This window comes from Burkholderia diffusa, assembly GCF_001718315.1.
Lineage (GTDB): Bacteria > Pseudomonadota > Gammaproteobacteria > Burkholderiales > Burkholderiaceae > Burkholderia > Burkholderia diffusa_B.
Genome location: NZ_CP013363.1, coordinates 1,985,119 through 2,008,616, shown reverse-complemented (window position 1 = coordinate 2,008,616; position 23,498 = coordinate 1,985,119). Strand labels below are relative to the sequence as shown.

19 protein-coding genes are annotated in these 23,498 nt (G+C 60.9%); 14 read left to right on the top strand and 5 right to left on the bottom strand.

The annotated features are described in order from the left end of the window. Nucleotides 1-185: 185 nt before the first annotated feature. A complete protein-coding gene (locus tag WI26_RS24275; protein WP_069227443.1) occupies nt 186-1,100 on the bottom strand; it encodes a LysR family transcriptional regulator in 915 nt (304 codons plus the stop codon). Nucleotides 1,101-1,501: 401 nt separating this feature from the next. Between WI26_RS24275 and WI26_RS24270 the strand changes: the two genes are divergently transcribed. The 4 genes from WI26_RS24270 (at nt 1,502) to WI26_RS24255 (ending at nt 5,915) form a co-directional block, all read left to right on the top strand. After that, nucleotides 1,502-2,842, top strand: coding sequence for a cation:dicarboxylate symporter family transporter (locus WI26_RS24270; protein WP_069227442.1), 1,341 nt, complete (start codon nt 1,502-1,504; stop codon nt 2,840-2,842). 82 nt (nt 2,843-2,924) lie between these two features. Continuing rightward, complete coding sequence (locus WI26_RS24265) at nt 2,925-4,001, top strand: 1-aminocyclopropane-1-carboxylate deaminase/D-cysteine desulfhydrase (protein ID WP_069227441.1); 1,077 nt, start codon at nt 2,925-2,927, stop codon at nt 3,999-4,001. A gap of 39 nt (nt 4,002-4,040) precedes the next feature. Further along, nucleotides 4,041-5,276 (top strand): MFS transporter, encoded by a 1,236-nt coding sequence (locus tag WI26_RS24260; protein ID WP_236849324.1) that lies wholly within the window; start codon nt 4,041-4,043, stop codon nt 5,274-5,276. 6 nt (nt 5,277-5,282) lie between these two features. Further along, nucleotides 5,283-5,915 (top strand): LysE family translocator, encoded by a 633-nt coding sequence (locus tag WI26_RS24255; RefSeq protein WP_069227440.1) that lies wholly within the window; start codon nt 5,283-5,285, stop codon nt 5,913-5,915. 497 nt (nt 5,916-6,412) lie between these two features. Here the strand turns inward: WI26_RS24255 and fdhA are convergent, their stop codons facing one another. The 3 genes from fdhA to WI26_RS24240 form a co-directional block, all read right to left on the bottom strand. Beyond that, a complete protein-coding gene (fdhA, locus tag WI26_RS24250) occupies nt 6,413-7,615 on the bottom strand; it encodes a formaldehyde dehydrogenase, glutathione-independent (protein WP_069227439.1) in 1,203 nt (400 codons plus the stop codon). 56 nt (nt 7,616-7,671) lie between these two features. Then, nucleotides 7,672-8,901 carry a M24 family metallopeptidase gene (locus tag WI26_RS24245; protein ID WP_069227438.1) on the bottom strand — a complete coding sequence of 410 codons (1,230 nt, stop codon included), beginning with the start codon at nt 8,899-8,901 and terminating at the stop codon, nt 7,672-7,674. 63 nt (nt 8,902-8,964) lie between these two features. Continuing rightward, nucleotides 8,965-10,095, bottom strand: a complete 1,131-nt coding sequence (locus tag WI26_RS24240; RefSeq protein WP_069227437.1) for a hybrid-cluster NAD(P)-dependent oxidoreductase — start codon at nt 10,093-10,095, stop codon at nt 8,965-8,967. 639 nt (nt 10,096-10,734) lie between these two features. Between WI26_RS24240 and WI26_RS24235 the strand changes: the two genes are divergently transcribed. From WI26_RS24235 to WI26_RS24190, 10 genes are all read left to right on the top strand, one after another. Continuing rightward, the gene (locus WI26_RS24235; protein ID WP_069227436.1) at nt 10,735-11,460 is read left to right on the top strand and encodes a GntR family transcriptional regulator; all 726 of its coding nucleotides are present in this window, start codon (nt 10,735-10,737) and stop codon (nt 11,458-11,460) included. Between the two features lie 61 nt (nt 11,461-11,521). Continuing rightward, nucleotides 11,522-13,021, top strand: coding sequence for an aldehyde dehydrogenase (locus WI26_RS24230; RefSeq protein WP_069227435.1), 1,500 nt, complete (start codon nt 11,522-11,524; stop codon nt 13,019-13,021). A 4-nt stretch (nt 13,022-13,025) separates the two neighbouring features. Further along, nucleotides 13,026-13,919: a dihydrodipicolinate synthase family protein gene (locus tag WI26_RS24225; protein WP_069227434.1), complete on the top strand. Its 894-nt coding sequence runs from the start codon at nt 13,026-13,028 to the stop codon at nt 13,917-13,919. An 18-nt stretch (nt 13,920-13,937) separates the two neighbouring features. Continuing rightward, nucleotides 13,938-15,263 carry an NAD(P)/FAD-dependent oxidoreductase gene (locus tag WI26_RS24220; protein ID WP_069227433.1) on the top strand — a complete coding sequence of 442 codons (1,326 nt, stop codon included), beginning with the start codon at nt 13,938-13,940 and terminating at the stop codon, nt 15,261-15,263. 67 nt (nt 15,264-15,330) lie between these two features. Next, complete coding sequence (locus WI26_RS24215; RefSeq protein WP_069227432.1) at nt 15,331-16,218, top strand: ABC transporter permease; 888 nt, start codon at nt 15,331-15,333, stop codon at nt 16,216-16,218. Further along, nucleotides 16,211-17,326, top strand: a complete 1,116-nt coding sequence (locus WI26_RS24210; protein ID WP_081334340.1) for a quaternary amine ABC transporter ATP-binding protein — start codon at nt 16,211-16,213, stop codon at nt 17,324-17,326. Before WI26_RS24215 ends, WI26_RS24210 begins: the two co-directional genes overlap by 8 nt. A 261-nt stretch (nt 17,327-17,587) precedes the next feature. Next, nucleotides 17,588-18,505, top strand: a complete 918-nt coding sequence (locus tag WI26_RS24205) for a glycine betaine ABC transporter substrate-binding protein (protein ID WP_208604140.1) — start codon at nt 17,588-17,590, stop codon at nt 18,503-18,505. A 149-nt stretch (nt 18,506-18,654) separates the two neighbouring features. Further along, on the top strand, nt 18,655-19,572 hold the full coding sequence (locus tag WI26_RS24200; RefSeq protein ID WP_069227430.1) for a LysR substrate-binding domain-containing protein: 918 nt from the start codon (nt 18,655-18,657) through the stop codon (nt 19,570-19,572). Between the two features lie 372 nt (nt 19,573-19,944). After that, nucleotides 19,945-21,201 carry an aromatic ring-hydroxylating oxygenase subunit alpha gene (locus tag WI26_RS24195; protein ID WP_069227429.1) on the top strand — a complete coding sequence of 419 codons (1,257 nt, stop codon included), beginning with the start codon at nt 19,945-19,947 and terminating at the stop codon, nt 21,199-21,201. A gap of 327 nt (nt 21,202-21,528) precedes the next feature. Further along, nucleotides 21,529-22,494 carry a GlxA family transcriptional regulator gene (locus WI26_RS24190; RefSeq protein WP_420480787.1) on the top strand — a complete coding sequence of 322 codons (966 nt, stop codon included), beginning with the start codon at nt 21,529-21,531 and terminating at the stop codon, nt 22,492-22,494. A gap of 114 nt (nt 22,495-22,608) precedes the next feature. Here the strand turns inward: WI26_RS24190 and WI26_RS24185 are convergent, their stop codons facing one another. Further along, a complete protein-coding gene (locus tag WI26_RS24185) occupies nt 22,609-23,124 on the bottom strand; it encodes a hypothetical protein (protein WP_155768811.1) in 516 nt (171 codons plus the stop codon). Nucleotides 23,125-23,498 lie beyond the last annotated feature (374 nt).

Below are 23,498 nucleotides of genomic sequence, written 5' to 3'. Positions count from 1 at the left end.
TTCGGAAGCGGCAATTACTGCACACGGAACGGAGGGGGGCGTGCAAGTGACCGAGGAGCGCAGTTGCGTTGCGGTGGCCGGGATCGAGGGGGCGCGTCCGTGTTTCGGTATTAAGCGTGCGCGCCAGTGTGGTGGTGGGCGTATGCGCGAAACTTTTTCGGCGAGAAACGATGGCTGTGCTGCGGTTAATCGCCTCCCGTGAACGCGTAAGGTAAGTTGGCCAAGTGGCTACTAAGTTGGTCGGCAAACTTCTCGGCGGCGATCGAAAGAGTCCTTCCTTTGAGCTGTCCAAGGACTACCCGCAGGTGATCGATGTCCTGCCTGCTAATCGGCAGAGCGCATATTCGGTCGTCGGCACGCGGCACACCACTCAGAGGGAGAAACGTGACCGCGGATTCTCGTACAACGAAGCTGCGGAGAAACTCGAGTGAGTCAGACTCGACTGCAATCTCGGCCTGAAGTTGTAGCCGATAGGTCGCTTCGTCCAGAAGCGTGCGTATCGCAAGTGCTTGGCTGGGCATTGCGATAGGGTGCTTGAGGCAGTCCCGAAGACGGACCGAATCAGTTTTGGCTAACGGATGGGACTTGCTCACAACCGCGCAGAGAGGCTGATGCTTAACGAACCATTCCCGTACGTCCGCGGAAGGCGGAGGATCAACAAGTAGCGCCAGATCTGCCTCGTAATTCGCCAAAGCGCTAACACCCTGGACGTTGTCACGGACATCGAGCGAGAACGTAACCTGCGGAAATTGTGCCCGGTACGCTGCAATCTCGTCTGGCAAGACGCTGTCAACAAAAGCCTGAGAGCACGCCAGCGCAACATGGCCGCGGCGGATGCCAGCAAGATCGGAGAGTTGAGTGTGCAGCCGCTCGAAATCGGCGCTTTGATCCCTGATGTGGCGGAGCAGAAGCTCTCCAGCCGCGTTCAAGCGCATACCTTGCGGCAGTCTTTCGAAGACGGGCGTTCCGAGTTCCTCTTCAAAATCCTGAATCTTCCGGGTCAGCGCTGACGGCGTGATGTGAAGATGATCGGCTGTCTTGCGAATAGATCCCCGGCGCGCGACTTCTGTGATGAAGCGGTAAATCTGCAGATGTCGCATCAAGCCCCCCGTTCTCACAAGCACGAATACGTTGCCTAGTATGCGTCAGGCTGGCAAAAAATTGTTGATAAATTGCATCGCTTTAGAAACTACGGAAAGCCTGTCCTGGTAGCCGTGCCGGAAGCGTGCTTCGAGGATGGGCCGAATGATCACGTATGCGTACGAGCGCGGATCGGCCGAAATGTCGTTTAGTGACGGTCGGGGAACAGGGTTGGAAAATTCGATCTAGCTGCGTACGAGCGTTGCAAAACTAGCAACGGGCCGGTGCTAACTGAGCACTGGACTGCAACACATCGGGCTCCTATATTCAGCTGGACCGGGCAGCCATTGCCTCCCGAACGCAATTAATTCGGCGAGCAGGCGCGCGCACGACGGCTGCAAAAAATGCAAATAGGAGACATATGAACAGTTCAGCACATAAGGCAAGCGCGCCTCAGGCGCGAAGCGCTCTGCGCATTGGGTTAGCGTGGCAAATTGTCATAGGAATGGTCGTCGGTATTCTGGTCGGCATCATCCTGAACAAATATCCGGACATTCGCAGCACGGCCATCGGTAGCTATATCCAGCCGGCGGGCGACCTGTTCATCAAGCTCATCAAGATGGTCGTCGTGCCGATCGTATTCACGAGCATGATCGTCGGTATCGCAGGCGTAGGGGACGGGAAGTCCCTGGGCCGCATCGGGTTCAAGACGATCGTGTACTTCGAGGTCGTCACGACGATCGCCATCGTAGTCGGCCTCGTCTTCGGCAACATCCTGCAGCCGGGCGTGGGAACCGACATTTCGCAACTTGGTCATGCCGATATCTCTGGCATCCAGCGCTCTGCGGCGGCGGCCGGCGAACATCACGGATTCATGCATTTGATTCTTGGCATCGTCCCCGAGAACATTCTTGCGTCCATGGCGCGAGGTGATCTGCTTCCGGTGCTGTTCTTTTCCGTGCTCTTCGGTCTCGCATTGCAGAGTGTTCCGAAGGAACTCCGGCAACCCGTCGTCGATTTGCTTCGAGGCGTCTCCGACGCCATGTTCAAAATCACCGGCATGGTGATGCGATATGCGCCTGTCGGCGTGGCCGCACTGATCGCGATCACGGTAGCCAATTTCGGGTTCGCGTCGCTGCTGCCCCTGCTGAAACTTCTCGGTGTCGCCTACGCGGCCATCATTGCTTTTACGGTCATTATCCTCGGCTTCACGGCTCGCGTCTTCGGCTTCAACATCTTCACGCTTTTGCGCGTAATCAAGAGCGAGTTGCTGATTGCGTTTACAACATGCAGTTCGGCGACCGTACTTCCTCAGCTTATGAAGAAGATGGAGGACTTTGGCTCGCCCAAAGCCATCACCACGTTCGTCATTCCGACGGGTTATGTCTTCAATCTCGACGGCGCCTCCGTCTACCTCGGCATCGGAACGCTCTTCGTAGCTCAGCTATACGGCATTCATCTTGGTCTACAAGAGCAGATCGTTCTAGTCCTGACGATGGTAGTGACGTCCAAAGGGGCAGCAGGCGTGCCCGGATTCATGTTCGTCATCCTCCTCGCAACATTGTCGAGTGCTGGGCTACCTCTCGAAGGACTTGCACTGATCGCCGGAATCGACCGTTTCATGGATATGGGGCGTACGGCCTTGAACGTCGTCGGCAATGCACTGGCAACGCTCGTCATCGCCAAGTGGGAGGGCCAATACGACCATGAGAAGGGACAGGCTTATCTGAAGCGAATTGAAAGCGTCGAACAGCTTTCCTGAATCGTCAGCGATTCATGCCGGTGCCGGAAGGATCGGACCGCTGAAATCAGCATATTCATCAATCAGGCTAACGGAGTACCGTATGCAACTCTCTGAACTGGAAGCTCTTCTCGACAAACTGCCGAGGAAGCGCATCGGCTTCTATCCGACCCCGTTCCACAAACTCGAAAATATGTCTCGCGCTCATGACATCAACCTCTTCATGAAGCGGGAGGATATGGCGGGGCCCGGGTCGCTTAGTGGCAGCAAAATGCGGGTGGCGGAACTCATCATCGGGCAGGCGCTCGAGGATGGTGTCGACACGATCATCACGCAGGGCGCCTACCTCACGAATTCGGGGATGCAGTTTGCGACGGCAGCACGGGTTGCGGGCCTCACGCCCATCCTGTTCCTGACGCGCGACGAGGAGCGGCACGGCAAGTTGAGCGAGTACCGTGGCAACCTGCTGCTCGACCAACTGATGGATGTAGAAACGCACTATCTTGTTGCTCCTGGTAGCGCATATGCGAACCGTCCGGACGACAAGCAACGAATGCTGGCCGCAATGAACGCGCGCAAGGCCGAACTTGAGGCACAGGGCCGCAAGGTGCTGATCGTCCCGACGGGTGGCGCCTATCCCACGGGATTTGCTGCGCACGTCCGCACATTCAAGGAAATGATCGAACAGGCTCGCGCCGCAGGCGCGGAACTCGACTACATCTACCACACCACCGGCACCGGAACGGCGTTGCCGGGCATGCTGGCGGCCAAGCTGTTGACAGGGCACCCGGTCAAGTTCCGATCGATATCGATCTCGCACTACCAGCCCGACTTCTGGATTAACGAGGCCATCATTGTCGAGCGGGTGAAACATATCTTCCGGACGTTCTCGATCGAGCCGCCTTCCGACCAAGCCATTCTCGACGAGATCGAAGTCGACAATCGATTCATCGGCGATAACTACGCAGTTCCTTCGCCGGAGAGTACCGCTGCAATCAAGGAGTTGGCCAAGGCAGAAGGTGTGTTCCTCGGACCGGTTTATACCGGCAAGGGCTTTGCAGGCCTGTTGGAACACATTGGCAGTGGGAAAGTCGCGCCCGGCAGCAACGTTGCCTTTCTGCATACGGGCGATACGGCTAACCTCTTCGAAGTGTCGGGCGTGGTTGGCGCGCTTCAGTAACGGACATCGCTTCGCGGTTCGGAAAAAATGGAGTGAACATTGAACAAGGTTTCTATCGTGGACACCGCTTCCCGCGAACGTCCCGAGGCCACGATGAGCGGCTCATCCGTTTCGTCCATGAGCCTGGGACTGACGTTGATCATGGCGATAACATGCGGAATGGCAGTCGCCAACATCTACTATAACCAGCCGATGCTTGGCATTATTGAAAGCACGTTCCCCCACCAGCGATCGCTGACGGGATTCGTGCCGACAACGACTCAACTCGGCTATGCGTTCGGTCTCCTGCTTCTGGTTCCGTTGGGCGATCGTATCGAGCGGCGTCGCCTCATCGTCATTCAGTTCGTAGCGCTTGCGCTGTCGCTTGCGGGAGTGGCCCTCGCTCCTGACGCGTGGTCACTCGTGTTTGCGTCCGCACTGGTTGGAATTTCATCGAGCGTGGCCCAGCAGATTCTGCCGTTCGCTGCAGCGTTGGCATCACCCGAACGCCGGGGGGCAACGATCGGGATCGTGATGAGTGGGCTTCTTTGCGGCATCCTGTTTGGCCGGGCGCTTGCCGGGGCCGTAGCCGTGCACTTCGGCTGGCGAGCAATGTTCTGGCTCGGTGTGGTGCTGGCCGTCGTAGCGGGTTTCGTGCTTGCCATCTCTCTGCCCAAGAGCCCGCCGAAGACGCAGGCGAGCTATGGCGAACTACTGCGGTCACTGGCCGCCCTATGGCGCGGGGAGCCGCAGTTGCGAACTGCAACGATGGTTCAGGCGTGCGTGTTCGCATCGTTCAGCGCACTGTGGACAACGCTCGCACTACAACTCGACAGCCAATATCATCTCGGCGCAGACGTAGCCGGTATGTTCGGCATCATCGGCGCAGTGGGAGTATTGTTTGCGCCGATTGCCGGTCGGATTGCGGATCGCAGAGGCCCTCATTTCGTTATCGGCCTCGCGAGCGTAACCATGATCGCATCTTGGGTCGTGTTTGGTGTCTGGGGCATGGTCGCTGGACTGGTCGCGGGTGTCGTACTGCTGGATTTCGGTGCACAGGGCTCGCAGGTCTCGAACCAGCACGTCATCCAGGCGCTTCGGCCAGAGGCCCGTAACCGCCTCAACGCCATTCTGATGGGTGGCATGTTTTTGGGCGGGGCAACTGGTTCTGCCGCAGCGAGCCTTGCGTGGAATCTAGCTGGCTGGACTGCCGTGTGCATGCTGGGCGCCGCGTTTGCCGGTATGGCTTTGTGTGTGCATACTAGCGGACGCAAATCAGTCACGCGAACACATTAGCCCCTTATGATAAATCTTCCGTTGCTGCTTGCTTTCGTTGGAACTGCGTCCATTCTTGTCGTTACACCGGGAGTAGACACAGCTATTGTATTGCGAGCGGCAACGGCGGGTGGGCGCTGGCCAGCCGCGGCGGCCGCAGTAGGCATCGCGCTAGGATGCCTGCTATGGGGAGGCGCTGTTTCGCTCGGGCTTGGCGCTCTCCTGCGAGCGTCTGAGACAGCGTACGCGATCGTCAAGCTTGTCGGAGCCGCTTATCTGGTGTCCATCGGCATCAAACTCTTGCTGAAGCCGCGTACTGCGTTGAGCGCTGGCGCTGGCCCGCAGACAGATCGGAGCGCCCCCGCTGATATGTTCTGGCGAGGCTTTCTGAGCAACCTCCTCAATCCGAAGGTTGGTGTTTTCTACGTTACCTTCCTTCCGCAGTTCGTGCCAGCCGGCACCAGTGTAGCGGCCTATTCTTTTTTCCTCGCATGCCTTCATGTCGCACTTACGTTGATTTGGTTCGGAATTCTGATTTCTGCCATGGTCCCGCTGAGCAAGTTCTTGCGCCGGCCATCTGCAATGAGGAAGCTTGACAAGATGACAGGTGGTATTTTTATTGCGTTCGGGATCAAGCTCGCCGCTTCGTCCTCGCACTAAAAGGCGGTATTGGAGCGTCTCGGGGTTTGTAGAGACCGGTCGGGTTTAAATGAATGCGGGCCCTCGGCCATCCGAGCTACGTCTCTCATGTCGTGAAGTCTCCGCGCCTGTCTGGGAATGGGCGGACCCGACCGATAGCTTTAGTAGTCTACGTTGACGGCAAAATGGGCGTCGTCGCGCGCCAGCGGCAATCGACTATTGCCATATCTGAATACTCACTGCAACGCGCTTCCTTCCGCTTATTAGCGGTGTCGTGACTGGCTCGGCGAGGCGGCCAGAATGGGCTGTCTGTCGGGCTGCGGCCTGCATCAAAGCCGAATTGGCGGGAAGGATGCGCCTCTGATATATCGAGCGCTTGTTAGGTGAGGACGATTGCGCTTTCGACGTAAGTGTGGGGCGCAAAAACACCCCAAAAGTTGGATTGACATCCGACCTTTGGGGTGCAGTTCATCGAGTTGGCTTTCCGTGCTTTGCCTCGGACGTTTCGTGCATGCTCGTCAGGCGACGGCCGTCAAACTGCCGTGGGGATCGATGACGAATTTCTTCGGCACACCCGAATCGAACTCCGCGTAGCCGCTCGGCGCGTTGTCGAGATCGATGACGGTTACGTTGACGATTTCGGCGATGTTCAGCCGATCCCACAGAATCGCCTGCATCAGGTTGCGGTTGTACTTCATCACCGGCGTCTGGCCCGTGAAGAACGAATGCGACTTCGCCCAGCCGAGACCGAAGCGAACCGACAGGCTACCGTGCTTCGCCGCGGCGTCGACTGCGCCGGGATCGTCGGTCACATACAGACCGGGGATGCCGATCTTGCCGGCGGCACGCGTGATTTCCATCAGCGAGTTCAGTACGGTGGCCGGTGCCTCTGCCTGTGAGCCGGCGTGACCGTGGCCGCGCGCTTCGAAGCCGACGCAGTCGATCGCGCAGTCGACTTCCGGTTCGCCGAGGAGGCCCGCGATCTGCTCGGCGAGCGACGCGTCTTCGGACAGATCGACGGTCTCGAAGCCGACGCGCCGCGCGTGCTCGAGCCGTTTCGGATTCACGTCGCCGATAATCGTGACGGCCGCACCAAGCAGTTTTGCGGACGCCGCCGCAGCAAGCCCAACCGGACCGGCGCCGGCGATATAGACCGTCGAGCCTGGCCCGACACCCGCGGTCACGGCGCCGTGATATCCGGTGGGCAGAATATCGGACAGGCACGTCAGGTCGCGGATCTTCTCCATCGCGCGGTCACGGTCCGGGAACTTGAGCAGGTTGAAGTCCGCATACGGCACCATCACGTACTCAGCCTGCCCACCGATCCAGCCGCCCATGTCGACGTAGCCGTATGCGCCGCCCGCGCGCGCCGGATTCACGTTCAGACATACGCCCGTGTTCTGCGCCTTGCACATCGGGCAGCGGCCGCACGCGACGTTGAACGGCACGGACACCAGGTCACCTTTCTTTAGCGTCGTCACGTCGGAGCCGACCTCGACGACTTCACCGGTGATTTCATGACCGAGCACGAGCCCGGACGGTGCCGTCGTCCGGCCGCGCACCATGTGCTGGTCCGAGCCACAGATGTTGGTGGCGACCACGCGGAGAATGACGCCGTGGTTCGCCTTGCGGCCTGAAGGATCGACGAGCTCCGGGAAGGCGATGCTGCGCACTTCGACCTTCCCCGGACCGACATAAACAACGCCACGATTGCCTGACATGGTGTCTCCTGATGTGATGGGTAATTGAACGGAAAGGCGATGCCTTCCCTGATGCATTAAAGCCAGTCGGTTTCGAAGCTGCAGTCGGTCAGCGGCACGCAACCGTGTTCGGTCAGCACGACCTGCTGTTCAAGCTTGACGCCCTCGCGGCCGCCTTCTTCGCCGATATAGCTTTCGACGCAAACCGTCATCCCGACCTCGAAGCGCCCGTCGTAGCCCGCGCTGTCCCAGTCGACCTGGTGCGCGATCGACGGATACTCGTCGACCATCCCGATGCCGTGTGCCAGGCAGCAGTAGCGGTTCTTCACGAACCGGTCGGGAATCTTCCATGCCTTTTCCGAAAACTCGCGGAACGTCATCCCGGGCCGCAGCAAGTCCATGTTGAAATGCACCTGCGCGTGGGCGTACGCATACAGCCGGCGTTGCTCGTCCGACGGACGTCCGTCGCCGACGAGCCAGGTGCGCGAGATATCCGAGCAGTAGCCGTTCGGCCCGACCATGTCGGTGTCGAACGCGAGCAGGTCACCAGCCTGCAGCACTCGCGACGAACACTCGTGCATCCACGGGTTAGTGCGGTCGCCAGACGCCAGCAGGCGCGTCTCGATCCATTCGCCGCCGTGCCGGATGTTTTCGTAATGCAGGTTCGCCCAGATGTCGTTCTCGGTGAGGCCCGGGCGCAGTTCGCGCCGCATCCGCTCGATCCCTTTCTCCGCCGTGCGCAGCGATTCGCCGATCAGCACGAGTTCGCCTGACGACTTGATGAGCCGTGCAGTTTCCATCAATGCCTGACCGTCGGTCAGCGTGAGTCCGCGCTTTTCCAGGAACGTGGTGCCGAACGGATCGAGGCGGTCGACGGCCAGGAAGCGTTCGCCCGGTGCGTGGCGGCGGAATACGTCGACGATTTCGGCGCCCCATGTTTCGGCGCGCTGCTCTGCATCGGGGCCGGCGTTGAAGTAGGTCCAGCTGACGGCGCCGCGAAACTCAACGTCGAGATCCAGTCCGTCCCAGACGTGCTCGCTGCTGTGGAACTCCCAAGCGACGATGCGGCCGTCCGCGAACACCATCACGTAGCGCGCGGGATTGCGCCCGGCCCACACCTGCATGTTTGATGTATCGGTCGCGTAGCGGATGTTGACCGGGTCGTACAAAAGGATCGCGGGAATCTTGTGCGCGAGAAGCTGTTCTTGAACCCGGCCTAATCGGTATGCGCGCACGTCCCGCAGCACGGAGTTCTTGTCATGTAAATCAATAGCACTGCTTATATCTAGGAGCTGATTGCCGGCCATGCCGTGCCTCCTGGAATGATGCCGATGGTGCGTTTAAGGAGAATCGGGCGTGAGCGAGACCGACTAGAGTTCCAGCACGAGGTCCGACGTCGGACGGCTGCAACACAGCAACCGGAAACCCTTCTGAACTTCCCGGTCGCGAATGCCGCCGTTGTGTTGCATATCGACGGTGCCCTCAAGCACTTTGGTCTTGCAGGTGCCGCAGATGCCCTGGCTGCAGGATGACGGAATCGCGACGCCGGCCTTTCTCGCCGCGGACAGCACGGTTTCCGTGGCGCTCATCGTGAACGTCTTCGACGAGCGTGACAGTTTGACCGTGAACGTCTCCGACGACAATTCCACCACGGGTGCGGCCGGCTCCGGTGCAACGCCTGCGCTGATGTCGAAGCTCTCCTGGTGATAGCGCGCGGGATCGTGTCCACCGCTGCGCAGCAGGTCGCGCACGGCATTCATGTAGCCCGCCGGGCCGCAGGTGAATGCTTCGCGCTCGGCGTAGTCAGGCACTTGTTCGGCAAGCAGTTGCAGGCTCAGCCGGCCGATCGATCCCGACCAGTGCGCTTCGTCGCCGACGCCTTCGCAGACGAAGAATGTACGAAGACGCGGCGACAGCGCCTCGAGCCGATGCAGCTCCTTGCGGAACACGATGTCGGCGGGCGTTCTCGCGCTGTGGACGAACACGATGTCCAGGTCGAGCCCGAGGTCGATGCTCGCGCGCGTCATCGACATCAGCGGCGTCACGCCCGATCCGGCGGAGAGGTAAAGCAGCTTGGCTGCGGGCGCCGCCGTCGGTGTGAAGCTTCCCGACGGGCCGTATGCCAGCAGTTGGCTGCCCGGCTTCATGTGGTCGTGCAGCCAGTTCGACATGATGCCGCCGGGTACGCGCTTCACCGTGATCGACAGCAGATAGGGACGGGTCGGCGGCGACGAGATGGTGTAGCAGCGCTCGACCGATTGGCCGTGCACGTTCGCCGACACCGTCATGAACTGGCCGGGTTCGAAGCGAACGGGCGAGCCGTCGCCCACGCGGAACGCGAAGCTTTTGACGTCGTGGGTCTCGTCGATGACGCGGCAACACGTCAGGACCTGCTGTTCACCGCTCGCCCAGGTTCTTCCTGTGCTGTCCCACGTGTCGGGCTGGGAGAGAAGGTCGTGTGCTTCGTGGGCGGGATCGAACATGGTGTTGACGGAGTTCATGGCATTCCTTGGGGCGCGTCGCACGCTCGGCGTGCACGCTGTCATTCGCGAAAGCAGGGCTTCGTGAGTGGGCTGCAGTGCGCCTCGCTCCGATGTCTCTCTTCATGCCCGGATTGCCTTCGCTGTGCCCCGAGTATTGGCGTGCACTAAAACAGCGTCAATGCGCTTTATTTTCCCGGCGTCATTACATTAGGTTATGCGTGACGCGTACCCGTGCGGGCATTGCCTCGGCGGGAACGAGGCGAACATCGCAGCGATGGATTTCGTTCGAAATGACGCAGCGCAAACAGGCAGCGGGCGGATGATGCTTCGCGTTGAGCGTCCGCGTTCGCTCCAGAATGGTCGCGCCACCATCGACTCCGGTTTGTAGGGCGACCGTCGACACCACCGGTTTCCAGTAGGTCGTGCTGACCGAACCGGGCGTCCGGCGATGATGGTTCCTCTAACATCGGTACTCGGAGCGCGTAAATTCTCGCCCGCTGGTCTCGACGACGATCAAGTTGCACGTCGAACGCGGCTCGCCAGACCGGTTTTGGGGCGGGACGAACGCTTGCAGCATCCGCAGTTTCCCCTATTAGACACATTGAAGTCTTGACGAATACAATTTGTATACCGACGATGCATGCAACAGGAGAGCACATGAAGGCCATTCTCGTGGAAGTCGAGCGTGAAGATGCGCAGTCGCCGGCGCTGGATCGCAAGGCGGTTCTGGCGCAGACGCTTCGACACCGGATCCTCAGCATGGAACTCCAGCCGGGCGCGACGCTAGACGAGGTGGCGCTCGGCGAGGAATTCGGACTGTCCCGTCCGCCGGTCCGTGAATTGATGCGGCAGATGGCGGCGGAGGGCTACATCGAGCTCGAGGCCAATCGCGCGGCACGCGTCGCGTCGATGAACTACGACTCGCTGCGCAACTATTTTCTGGCCGCACCGATGATTTACGTAGCGACGACCAAGCTGGCTGCGATGCATGCGACCCGACCGGAAATTGAGGGTCTTAAGCGCATCCAGGAGCGGTTTCGTGCGGCAGTGGAGGGCGGCAGCGTGGACGAACGGGTGTTGCAGAACGATGAGTTTCACCTCGCGATCGGCAAGATGGCCCACAACCCGTACTTATTGCCGAGCTTGTGCCGCTTGCTGATTGATCATGCGCGACTCGCGAAGACGTTTTACCAACCGCGCGACGAGAAGATGGAAGCCGAGCTCGTCGAGGCGATTCAGCAGCACGACGCGATCATCGATGCCATCGAGCGTCGCGACGCGCAGGCGGCCGGAGAGATCGTGAGCGCGCACGTCTATCTGGCGCGCAGAAACATGGCGTCGTACGTAGCGCCCGAAGGTGTCGACGTATCGATTGATTTTTAGCATCACGAACCGAGCGGCTGGTTCGGTTCCTCATGAAACCCCGTGTCGATGAGAGACTGATATGACTGATTTGTTGTCCAGGAGCGAGTATCAACGTATCGCTCGCGAATTGAGCCTGCCGTCCCGCGTCGTGATCGACGGCGAAGCCCGCGCGTCGCTATCGGGCGAAACGTTCGCCACGATCAACCCGGCAACCGGCGCGCATCTTGCCGACGTGCCCGCGTGCGCAAAGGAAGACGTCGATGTCGCGGTTGGCGCCGCGCGAGCAGCATTCGACGACGGCCGCTGGTCGAAGCTGCATCCGGCCGCCCGCAAGCATGCAATTCTCCGCCTGGCAGACCTGGTTGAACAGCACGCGCTTGAGCTGTCGGTGATGGAAAGCCTCGACAGCGGCAAGACGATCTTCGATTGTCAGACGGTCGACATTCCGGAAACGGTCAACGTGCTGCGCTGGCACGCGGAAGCGATCGACAAGATCTACGATCAGGTGTCGCCGGCCTCCGACGGTCATATCTCGATGATCGTGCGCGAGCCGGTCGGCGTCGTCGGCCTCGTGCTGCCGTGGAATTTTCCGCTGCTGATGCTCGCGTGGAAAATCGGCCCGTCGCTCGCAGCCGGCTGCACGCTGGTCGTGAAGCCCGCCGAGGAAACCTCGCTCACGACCATGCGGGTCGCGGAACTCGCGCTCGAAGCCGGTATTCCCGCCGGCGTGTTCAACGTCGTGACGGGAACGGGTCCGGCCGTGGGTGAGCCGATAGGTCGCCATCGCGACATCGACATGGTGTCCTTCACCGGGTCCACCGACACCGGCCGACGCTTCCTATCGTATTCGGCCGAAAGCAACATCAAGGAAGTCGTGCTCGAGATGGGCGGGAAGAACCCGTGCGTCGTGATGGCCGATGCGACCGACCTCGACGCTGTCGCGGGCCACATCGTCAACGGTGCGTTCTGGAACATGGGCGAGAACTGCTCAGCGATTTCGCGGCTGATCGTACATCGCGACATCAAGGCGGCGCTGCTCGAGAAGATTACGAAGCTCGCCGACGAATGGCGGGTAGGCGATCCGCTCGATCCCGCTCACCGGATCGGGCCGCTCGTATCGCAACAGCATTACGAGAAGGTGCAATCGTATCTGTCCGGCGACTACACCGTGCTTTACGGTGGCCAGACGAGTGAAGGACGCTACGTCCATCCGACCATCATCGACGTCGCGAACAACGACGCAAAGCACGCACGGGAGGAAATCTTCGGGCCGATCCTGTCGGTCATCACCGTGGACGGCATGCAGGAGGCAATCGATATCGCGAACGACACCGACTATGGTCTTGCCGCATCGGTATTCGCCGGCAACGGGAAGCGTGCGATGCGCGCGGCCCGGGCGATTCGCGCTGGCACGGTGACGGTGAATGCATTTGGCGAAGGCGACATCACGACCCCGTTCGGCGGCTTCAAGCAGTCGGGCTTTGGCGGACGCGACAACTCACTGCACGCGCATGACCAGTACACACAGCTCAAGACCCTCTGGATCGACCTGAACGTTAACGAAGCGGACGAGGCATAACGACATGAAAGACTTTGCTTTCCCTGGAATCAATTTGGCGATCAGTACTCCTTTTGATGAGAACGGTAAGCCAGATCATGCGAGACTGGAGCAACTGATCGAGCGCTATCTCGCGGTCGGAATCAAGGGTTTCGTGCTGAGTTCCGGCACCGGAATGCACGTGTACCTGTCGAAGGAGGAATCGAAGTCGCTGGTCGCGTTCGGTGCGAAAGTCATCAACGGTCGCGCCCGCATCATCGCGCAAACGTCGGCTCTGCTCGTCGACGATGTCGTCGAGCGCACGCGTCATGCGGCTGATTGCGGGGCGGGCGGCGTGATGGTGCTGCCGCCGTTCTTCGAAGGCCCGACCGACGACGATGGCGTGTTCGAGTTCTATTCCGCCGTCGCGCACGCCGGGCTGCCGATCATCGGCTACAACGTGCCGCAGGCGGTTGGCGTCGAGATCACACCGTCGCTGCTGCGCCGGCTGTGCACGATTCCCGAATTTCTCGCGGTCAAGGACAGCAGCGGCGATCTGGCAAAGCAGGCGGCATTGGTCCGCACGGGCCTGCCGATGATGAACGGTGCCGATCCGCTCGTGCCGTACGCGATGTATGCCGGTGTCGGTGGCCTGATCTGGGGCGGTGCGAACTTCGCGCCAAAGACTTGCCTGGAGCTCGTAACGGCCGCGCAGGAACATCGCTGGGACGACGCGCGGGAAATCTGGCGCCTGCTCGAGCCCGCGATGTCGCTGATCTGGGAAGGCGACTACGTGCAGTCGGTCTATGCCGCGGCCGAGATGACGGGCTACGGCGCGGGTAATCCGCGTCGCCCACTGTCCCGCTTGTCCGCCACGAAGGTCGATGCATTGCGGACTGCCGTCGGCGCGCTGGTCGAGCGTGAACGGCAGGCCGTATAACGGAGCGGGTGAGCCATCATGTTCGTAGCGAGCAAACTCCCGCAGCATCTCGGCAAGTCCGGCTGGGTCGAGATGCTGCCCCCGCGGACGGCGTGCGCGCCGCTCGTCGGTACGGTGAACGCCGATATTGCGATCATCGGCGGTGGTTTCGCCGGCCTGTCCGCGGCGCGGCGCCTGTCGCAACTCGACCCGACGCTCAAGGTCGTCGTGCTTGAGGCCAGTGAAGTCGCCGAGGGGGCTACGGGCCGCAATTCGGGCTTCATCATTGACCTGCCGCACGAAGTATCGTCTGAAGATTATGGCGGCTCGGGTAGCGATGAGCGTCGACACGACATCCAGGTGCATCGGATGGCGATCGCGCTAGCCCGCGATCTGGCGCTCGAGAAGGGTTGGGGTAAGAATATCTTCGACCCGTGCGGAAAGTACAACGTCGCAATGGGACCGCAAGGCGACAAGCATGTCACCTCTTATGCGGCCCAGCTTGATAAGGTTAACGAACCATATCGTCTGTTCAATGCAACGGAAATCGCGAAGGTAACGGGCACGAAGTCATTCACGTCGGCGATCTTTACGCCCGGTACCGTGATGATTCAGCCCGCCGCCTATATCCGGGGTCTCGCCGATTCGCTTCGTGATCCGGTTAGGCTTTTCGAGAATACGCCTGCGTTGTCGTTCGAGCGACAGGGTGCGGCGTGGCGCATCAAGACGCCGAACGGCGCCGTCAACGCCGGCAAGATCATCCTCGCCAACAACGGCCATGCGCAGAGTTTCGGCTTCTTCCCGGGCGTGCTGCTGCATGTCTACACGTACGCTTCGATGACGCATGCATTCGATCCGTCGAGGCTAAGCGGCGAGCGCTCATGGGCTGCGACGCCGGCATTTCCAATGGGTACCACGGTGCGTCGTGTGCGCGGCGACGATGGCGACCGAATACTGATCCGCTCGCGCTACACATACAACCCTCGGTTGCAGGTGACCGAAGGCGCAATCGCCCGCGCGGGCCGCGTGCACGATCGCAAGTTCGACGCGCGCTTCCCGATGCTCAAGGGCCTGCCAATGGAGTACCGCTGGGCCGGCGCGATGGCACTGACGTGGAACGGCGTGCCGGCGTTCGGCGAAATCGAGCCGGGGATCTTCGCGGCGATCGCATGCAACGGCGTCGGCGCGACCAAGGCGACCGCGTCGGGCATCGCGGCGGCCGAGGCGGCACTCGGAATGGATTCGTGGCTCGTACAGGTTTTCCGTGGCTTCGCCGCGCCGAAGCGATTGCCGCCGCAACCGTTCCTGACAATCGGCGCGACGGCCAACTTGAGCGTCAAGGAATGGTCGGCTGGAATCGAATGAACGACAACCGTGGCACGCCGGCACATCGGCAGGCCGCCCGGCAGGCATCGGACTGATGGAGGATCAAATGGACTGGATACACACTTTCCCACACATGCAGGACGACGCGCTTCTGAATATGAAGCGCTCGATCGACGACGGCTTTCGTGCGTTCACGGCCGCATATGGCGACCCGATCGACGCGGCGTTCCAGCCGCTTCAGCAATTCCTGACAGCGGCCGAGCACTTCATGACGCGCACCCCGTGGCCCATCATCATGTTGTTGGTGCTCGCGGTTGCGTGGGTCGCGAGCCGGAACTGGAAAATCGTCGCAGGCTGCTTCGTCACGCTGGCCGCAATCGGCTATCTCGACATGTGGGAGGACACGATGCGAACCGTGTCCATGATTTTCGTCTGCACGTTCCTGTCGATCCTGATCGGTTTACCGATTGGGATCCTGATGGCGAAGTCGAATCGCATCCGCAAGCTAGTCGACCCCGTGCTTGACGTGATGCAGACCATGCCGAGCTTCGTGTACCTGATTCCGGTCGTGATGCTGCTTGGCATCGGGCGCGTGCCCGGTCTCATCGCGGTCGTTATCTATGCGATTCCGCCGATGATCCGGCTGACCAATCTCGGGATCCGTCTGGTCGACGTGGACATCATCGAAGCCGCCGACGCATTCGGTTCGTCGGGCTGGCAGCGGCTCGTGAAGGTGCAGCTGCCGCTCGCGCTGCCGACCATCATGGCGGGCGTCAACCAAACCATCATGATGGCGCTGGCGATGGTGGTGGTCGCCGCGATGATTGGCGTCCAGGGGCTCGGCCAGCCGGTACTGAAGGCCATCGCCAACCAGTACTTCACGCTCGGCATCTTCAACGGCCTCGCGATCGTCGGCATCGCCGTCATCTTCGACCGCGTCAGTCAGGCCTACGGCAAGCGGCTTCAAAAGCATCAGGAGGTGGTCCATGGCTGACATTCAATCCGGCGGCATCGCGATCCGCAATCTCTACAAGATCTTCGGGCCGAAAGCCGCGTCCCATGTCGAAGCCGTGAAGAACGGCCTGTCCAAGGCCGAACTGCTCGCGCAGACGGGCCACGTGCTGGGGCTCAGGAACATCAACGTCGACATTCCGGCCGGCTCCATCCAGGTGATCATGGGCCTGTCCGGCTCGGGCAAGTCAACGCTGATCCGGCACATCAACCGGCTGATCGACCCGACGGCCGGCGAGGTGCTGATCGGAGGAGTCGACGTGTGCCGCATGAAACTGAAGGAACTGCGTGAGTTCCGCCGACGCCAGACGGCGATGGTGTTCCAGAAGTTCGCGCTGCTGCCGCATCGCAACGTGCTCGAGAATGTGATCTACGGGCTCGAGGTGTGCGGCGTCGCACGCAACACATCGGTCGACACGGCGATGCGCTGGCTCGAACGCGTCGGCCTGAATGGCTTCGAACAGCGCTATCCGAACCAGTTGTCCGGCGGCATGCAACAGCGCGTAGGGCTCGCCCGCGCGCTGTCGATGGACGCGCCCGTCCTGCTGATGGACGAAGCGTACTCGGCACTCGACCCGCTGATTCGGATGGACATGCAGACGGTGCTGCTGGATCTCCAGAAGGAAATCCGCAAGACGATCGTATTCATCACGCACGACCTCGACGAGGCGCTGCGGCTCGGCGACCAGATTGCGATTTTGCGCGACGGCAACATCGTCCAGCAGGGCACGAAGCAGGACATCGTGCTGCGCCCGGCCGACGAGTACGTGACCAACTTCGTCAGGCAGGTGAATCGCGGGCGCGTGGTCTGCGTTGAGGACGTGATGGCGCCGCTTCACGCCGGCGTGTCGGCGGTTGGCGCACATGTTCCCGCCGGAACGACGCTTGAGAGTGCGCTGTCGATACTCACGCGCGATCCCGATATCGATCGCCTGACGGTCATCGGCGACGGCAACCAGCCGCTCGGCACGGTCGACCTGCGCCAGCTGGCATGTGCGCTGGCAACGCCGGAAGACGTAGCGGACGTGCAGCCCATCCGTCTGGACACGCAAGCGCGTGCGGATGTATCCGTGGCAGCGGTCCGCGGATGAGAATCATCGTGACGCGCGCGCATTGTCATCAGCCCGCATATCGCAATCAGGTCGGCGATTCGAAAAATCGTACGTGCCCGTAGTAATGCGCTCGACCATTTCCGATTCTGTTGGAAGCGGAAGAGCGTACAGACCAACGCAAACCGGGGAAGGTCCGGCAACTTTTAGGGAACTGCTATGAAACTGAAATATCTTGGCGCACTTGCCGCAGTTGGCGTTTTCTTCGGCGGCTCGCACGCCTACGCTGCCGGATGCGGGAACGTGACGATCGCCAACATGAACTGGCAAAGTGCCGAACTGGAAGCGTCCGTCGACAAGGCGATCCTCAGCGAGGGCTACGGCTGCCAGGTGAACACGGTGATCGGCGATACCGTGCCGACGATCACGTCTATGGTCGACAAGGGTAAGCCGGACATCGTTTCGGAAGGGGCCATTGCGTTGCTGCCGGCGATCGTGAAGCGCGGGATCGACGAGAAGAAGATCGTGATGGGCGCGAAGACCATCCAGGAGGGGGCAGTCTACGGCTGGTACATCCCGAAGTACATCGCGGATGCGCATCCCGACATCAAGACGATTCCGGATGCGCTGAAGCATCCGGAACTGTTCGCCGACCCGGAGAATCCCGGCAAGGGGGCGATCTACAATGGCCCGCAAGGCTGGGGGATCACAACCAATACGACGCAGCTCTTCAAGGCGTATAAGGCGGAGCAGGCCGGGTTCCGGTTGATCGATACGGGGTCCGCAGCGGGGCTCGACGGGTCGATTGCGAAGGCCTACGAACGCAAGAAGCCGTGGCTCGGCGTCTACTGGGCACCGACGTCGCTGCTCGGCAAATACCAGATGGTGAAGCTTGACGCAGGGGTGCCAGTCGATGAGGCAGAATGGAAGCGCTGCACGACGGTGGCGAACTGCCCCGATCCGAAGCCGACGGGCTGGCCGGTCGGTCAGCTGTATACGCTGGTGTCGAAGCCGTTCGCGGACAAGGCCAATCCGGACGTGATGAAGTATCTGAACACGCGCAGCTTCAAGACTGCTGACCTGCAACAGGTCATGCTCTGGATGACGACCAACCAGGCCACGGGCGACGACGGTGCGAAGCGCTTCCTGAAGGAAAAGCAGGACGTATGGACGAAGTGGGTGACGCCGGCCGCGGCGGAGAAGATCAAGGCGTCGCTCTAAGCGCGAACGCAACGCCGGGATCGTCGTTCGTTCCCGACGCGTCAAGCACCGGCGGGCGCGCGGCTACGATTGCCGTGCGCCCGCCGGTGGCGTATACGGAACATCGAAACGGGCTACGCATACAACGACAACTTCACGGTGAAGCACTCATGGACAGTGCAAAAGGTTATCGGCGTCTCATTCCTTCGTTGACGGCACTCGTGGAGTTCGAGGCCGTCGCACGGCTGCGCAGCTTCACTCAGGCCGCTTCCGAGCTGGGCGTCACGCAGGCTGCGGTCAGCCGCCAGATCCGTCTGCTGGAGGAACTGCTCGGCGTGCGCCTGCTCGATCGTCTACACCGGACGACGACGCTCACTGCCGAAGGCGCGGCGCTTTACGCGGTCGTTGCCGAGGCGATGGGCAAGATCGCCGGCGTGTTCGACAGGCTTTCGACCGGCATCGAGGACGAGGAAATCGTGCTTGCCACGACCGCGGCTTTCTCGCGCTTTCGGCTGATGCCGAGCATCGCGCGGCTCAAGGAATCGCACCCGAATCTGCGTATCCGTCTGACCACGACGATGTTCACCGCCGATCTGCGCCACACCGAGGTGGATGCGGTGGTGCGCTGGGGCAACGGCAAGTGGAGCGACGGCACCGCCCACCTGCTGTTCGACGAGCAGGTTTTTCCGGTCTGTTCACCCGCGTGGCGGGACCAGCACGGGGCGCCAGGTTCGCTGGACGAACTCGCGCAGATGACGTTCATCGAGGAAGACTCGACATCCGAAGGCTGGCTGAGCTGGGACAAGTGGTTCCGGGCCGTCGGCGCGCGTCCAACTAGGCTCAAGTATGGCGTGCGTACCTGCCTGTATCCGGACGCGGTGCAGGCCGCGCTGCTTGGACAGGGTGTCGCGCTGGGGTGGAGCCGGTTGCTCCACGAGCATCTGGAGTCGGGCGAACTCGTGCGCCTGACTGACGTATCGCTGCCGATGAGCGATGCGTATTACCTCGTCGTGCCGCAAGGACGGTCCATTACGCCGACGATTCAGGCGCTGATTGACCTGTTGAGGGCCGACGCCGGCGTAGCCTGAGATGAGCGGGAACGGGAGCGTGCCGACGCGATGTCGGAGACGCCATTGCGCATTCAGGGCCGCCGCATGCACAACCGCTGGTTTCGGTCGCGTAACCATCATTGTCACCGACGCAGTCTCGGTGCTTGGGTGAAATGCCTTGTCCCGTCAGCTTCGAGCGAATTCTCTCAATGCTGCGGAGCACTATTTTCGCGCATGACTGTCCCGGAATTGCGCCGGAAAGCCACGTCCCACCGTCCCCGACCGACCCATAAACTAATGTAATGAATCGGGGAAAATAAAGCGCATTGACGCCTGTTCACGGCAATCGAATACTGCGGCTAACGCGGGATCGTTCGAAGTCCCGCTTCCCCATCAACGTTGGAGAAAACGATGTCAGACGTTCAATTGAAGCCGCTCGGCGAACTCGTGCGCAGCCGCGAGCCTGGTTGTGGACTGCCGGGTGAAGTGTTTAGCCGGCCCGATGTATTCGAGACGGACGTCGACATCTTTTTCCACAAGCACTGGATTGTGGTCGGCGTGACCGCGGACGTGCCGGAACCGGGCGACGTGTCGGTCGTCGACATCGGCAAGGCGTCGGTCATGATCGTGCGTGATGACGACGAAGTGATCCGCGCGTATCGCAACGTGTGCCGCCATCGCGGCGCGCGTCTGAAGGAAGCGGGGAAGTCGACGGTCGGCATGCTCGTGTGTCCGTATCACCAATGGACCTACGATCTCGACGGCAGCTTGCGCCACACCAAGCACATGGGCAAGGACTTCGACCGCACCTGCCGCAATCTTCTGCCCGTGCACGTGAAGGTGGTCGGTACGCACGTGTTCGTGTGCTTCGCGGACGAGCCGCCGGCCGACATTGCGTACCTCGAGGAAACGATGGGGCCGCGGTTCGCTCCGTATGAATTGCAGAACACGAAGATCGCGTTCGAGTCGGAGATCGTCGAAGACGGTAACTGGAAGCTCGTGATGGAGAACAACCGCGAGTGCTACCACTGCGAGGCCGGGCATCCCGAGCTGACCCAGTCGTTCCTGCCGGAGTCGACCGGCTCCTGCGCGGACGACATGGACGAGGCGTCACTGAAGGCCCAGCAAGCCTACGAGAAGCTCAATGCCGACACGCAGCGCAACTGGGAAAACGAAGGGTGGCTGTGCAAGGCGGTCGAAGCGCTGTCTGGCGACGTCGCTACGCATTTCCGCACCGAGCGACTGCTGATCGCCGGTCACGGCGAGTCACAGACGATGGATACGAAAGTCGCATCGCAGAAGCTGCTGGGCAACATCGCGCGGCGCGATCTCGGCGACACGCACATGTGGACGCACAACTCGTGGACGCACGTAATGAGCGACCACGCAATGATTTCTTACATCATCCCGCTCACACCGGAAAAGACGCTGGTTCGTACGAAGTGGTTGGTGCATGCCGATGCTGTGGAAGGTGTCGACTATGACCTCACGAAGCTGACTGAAGTTTGGGTCGCAACGAACGCACAAGATGCGAGCCTGGTCGCAATCAATCATCGTGGCGCGCAAGACCCTGGCTATATACCGGGTCCGTATTCACCTGCAACGGAAAATTACGTCGACCAATTTGTTGACTGGTATGCCTCCCGCCTCAGCGCGCACGGAATCTAACCTTAGAAGATGCGGCGAATTCTTCCGAGAATCCAGGTGACAGATAAGCGATGACAAAAACGAAGGGCGGCTGAGCCGCCTTTCGTTTTCTCAGGTGGCAAACGCCTGGGAGACAGGGCGCTGTCGTCACGTCGAGGCAGGTGAAATCATGCCAGTGGTAGAGGGCAGTGCGTGAGGCAAGACGTACTGAAACTGCTCTTCGAAACAGGAATGAGATAACCGTAGCGATCGCGAGGCGCGTCGATCCGACCCCGACCGGAATCGACGCGCGCCGCCCAACACGCGTCGATCTGTTGTCCCTCCCACATTCCAATCGAGTGCGATACCGTGCCTTTGCTGACTTCACGACCTTGCCATTTCGGCTTTCTCACGCTGCAGTCGTATTCGATGATCGCGCTTACCCACGCGATCGAGGTGCTGCGCGTCGCCAATTACGTGGACCGAACCGAACATTATCGCTGGACGGCTTTCTCGATCGACGGCGAGCCGGTCGAGGCCAGCAATGGCATCGTGATGCGGCCGACGCAGGTACTCGACGTGTCCGGGCCGTTACCCGACGTGATGTTCGTATGTGGAGGTACGCATATCCGAGAGGCGGTCGACGCGCGCACGCAGCACGCATTGCGCGCGCTGGCGGACCGCCGGATCACGATGGGAGCGCTCTGCAGCGGCACCTATGCGTTGATGGTCGCGGGCCTGCTTGATCAGTATCGATGCGCAGCGCACTGGGCGGACCTGCATGCACTCCGTGGCGAGTTTCCCGACGTTGCGATCACGGACGAGATATTCGTAATCGACCGCGACCGCATCACGTGCACGGGTGGCATCGCGCCGATGGACATGATGCTTACGCTGATGTCGAAACAGATCGACCCGCATCTCGTCGTCGACGTGTCGAAGCATCTCGTCGTCGACCGCCTTCGCGGCGTGCACGAACCCCAGCGGATACCGGTGGGCGCGCGTCTTGAGGCGACGTGCGACGAGCTGGTCGAGGCGGTGAAGCTGATGGAAGCTAACGTTGAGGACCCGCTGTCGTGCGCCGAGATCGCGCGGCTCGTCGGACTGTCGGAACGGCAGTTGCAGCGCATGTTCAAGCAGTTTCTGAACGCGTCGCCGCGCGACTATTACCGCGGCGTCCGCCTCGGGCATGCACGCGATCTCCTGCGCCGCGGCAGTGATTTCGTCGGATACGTGTCGGCGCGGTGCGGCTTTCCTTCCGCGTGCAGCTTCAGCAAGGCGTATCGGCGAGAGTTCGGTCATGCGCCGATCTTCGAACGTCGCGTGCCGAGGTAAGCGCGAGAAACTGAAGCGTCCCGCGCCGCCGAGGAATGCAGCCGGCCTATGCCTTCCGATCGACGCCGGTGCGCCAGAATTCCGAGCGGTGGGGCCAGTTTTCATCGCGCCGGGTCAGCTTGCCGCGGCCTTTATCAAATACTCGGCTTCTTTCTGCACCACCGGCCATCCCTCGCGCAGCATCCGCACGGCTTCGTCGACCACTTCATAGCTCAGTTCGCAGTTTTCGATATCCGTGACGCCCATGTGCGCGAGGTCGGAGGGCGATGCCTCTCCATTGGAAATTCTGAGAAACAGGGTATCCGCCATGGCGGCCGTATCATCCGTCTCGCCGCTCAGGATGTCCTCGGCCAACAGGCCTGCCATGCCGACGAGCACCATCCAATTCTCAGGTAGCTCGGCAGCGGGAAACCCATGGTTCAACGCCGTTCTGCGCATCTCATCGGGGCAGGTGCGGGGACGGAACTGGCCAAGCCACGCCCTTTCCTCAGGATTACCACTCCCGTTTTTCCACACGACTGCGTCGCCAGCGCCGCCGAAGCGCTCGTAGAGCATTTTGTGGCCCGCTTCGTGGTATGCGGCGTTTCGGAGCTCTCTGGCAGCTATCTGCTCTTCCGTAAAATAAATCATGTTCGCCGCCACACCGACCATATTCAGTTATTCGAGCACGCACTCTCGGCAATGCTCAGCGCCTGCCAACATTTTTTGTGATGTAGCGCCAGATGGTCGAGCCATGCCTTTTTCAGGGGTTGCGAGTCCAGCCGGCTGGCGACTCGCACAAGCGTACGTCGCCTGCATATGAGTGTAGGTTTGCCGATGGGGCATGATGTGCTCAAACTTGAACACTTCGGCTGTTGTACCCGTTCGGGCGCCGGCGAGACCCAAAGCCCAAAAATGTGACTCGGCAGAAATTCAACGCAGGAGGGGCGAGATTTCGGCTGGGTCGCCAGGCTGTTCTTGGTGACAGACTATAGACGCGCAGGGGAACCACGAAGTTCGCCTTA

Excerpts from the sequence above, each read along its gene's own strand:
- fdhA (WP_069227439.1), bottom strand. The coding sequence starts at position 7,615 with ATGTCAGGCAATCGTGGCGTTGTTTATGTCGGTCCGGGGAAGGTCGAA.
- WI26_RS24220 (WP_069227433.1), top strand. The coding sequence starts at position 13,938 with ATGTTCGTAGCGAGCAAACTCCCGCAGCATCTCGGCAAGTCCGGCTGG.
- WI26_RS24270 (WP_069227442.1), top strand. The coding sequence starts at position 1,502 with ATGAACAGTTCAGCACATAAGGCAAGCGCGCCTCAGGCGCGAAGCGCT.
- WI26_RS24200 (WP_069227430.1), top strand. The coding sequence starts at position 18,655 with ATGGACAGTGCAAAAGGTTATCGGCGTCTCATTCCTTCGTTGACGGCA.
- WI26_RS24185 (WP_155768811.1), bottom strand. The coding sequence starts at position 23,124 with ATGATTTATTTTACGGAAGAGCAGATAGCTGCCAGAGAGCTCCGAAAC.
- WI26_RS24195 (WP_069227429.1), top strand. The coding sequence starts at position 19,945 with ATGTCAGACGTTCAATTGAAGCCGCTCGGCGAACTCGTGCGCAGCCGC.
- WI26_RS24275 (WP_069227443.1), bottom strand. The coding sequence starts at position 1,100 with ATGCGACATCTGCAGATTTACCGCTTCATCACAGAAGTCGCGCGCCGG.
- WI26_RS24210 (WP_081334340.1), top strand. The coding sequence starts at position 16,211 with ATGGCTGACATTCAATCCGGCGGCATCGCGATCCGCAATCTCTACAAG.
- WI26_RS24235 (WP_069227436.1), top strand. The coding sequence starts at position 10,735 with ATGAAGGCCATTCTCGTGGAAGTCGAGCGTGAAGATGCGCAGTCGCCG.
- WI26_RS24245 (WP_069227438.1), bottom strand. The coding sequence starts at position 8,901 with ATGGCCGGCAATCAGCTCCTAGATATAAGCAGTGCTATTGATTTACAT.
- WI26_RS24215 (WP_069227432.1), top strand. The coding sequence starts at position 15,331 with ATGGACTGGATACACACTTTCCCACACATGCAGGACGACGCGCTTCTG.
- WI26_RS24255 (WP_069227440.1), top strand. The coding sequence starts at position 5,283 with ATGATAAATCTTCCGTTGCTGCTTGCTTTCGTTGGAACTGCGTCCATT.
- WI26_RS24225 (WP_069227434.1), top strand. The coding sequence starts at position 13,026 with ATGAAAGACTTTGCTTTCCCTGGAATCAATTTGGCGATCAGTACTCCT.
- WI26_RS24265 (WP_069227441.1), top strand. The coding sequence starts at position 2,925 with ATGCAACTCTCTGAACTGGAAGCTCTTCTCGACAAACTGCCGAGGAAG.
- WI26_RS24230 (WP_069227435.1), top strand. The coding sequence starts at position 11,522 with ATGACTGATTTGTTGTCCAGGAGCGAGTATCAACGTATCGCTCGCGAA.
- WI26_RS24240 (WP_069227437.1), bottom strand. The coding sequence starts at position 10,095 with ATGAACTCCGTCAACACCATGTTCGATCCCGCCCACGAAGCACACGAC.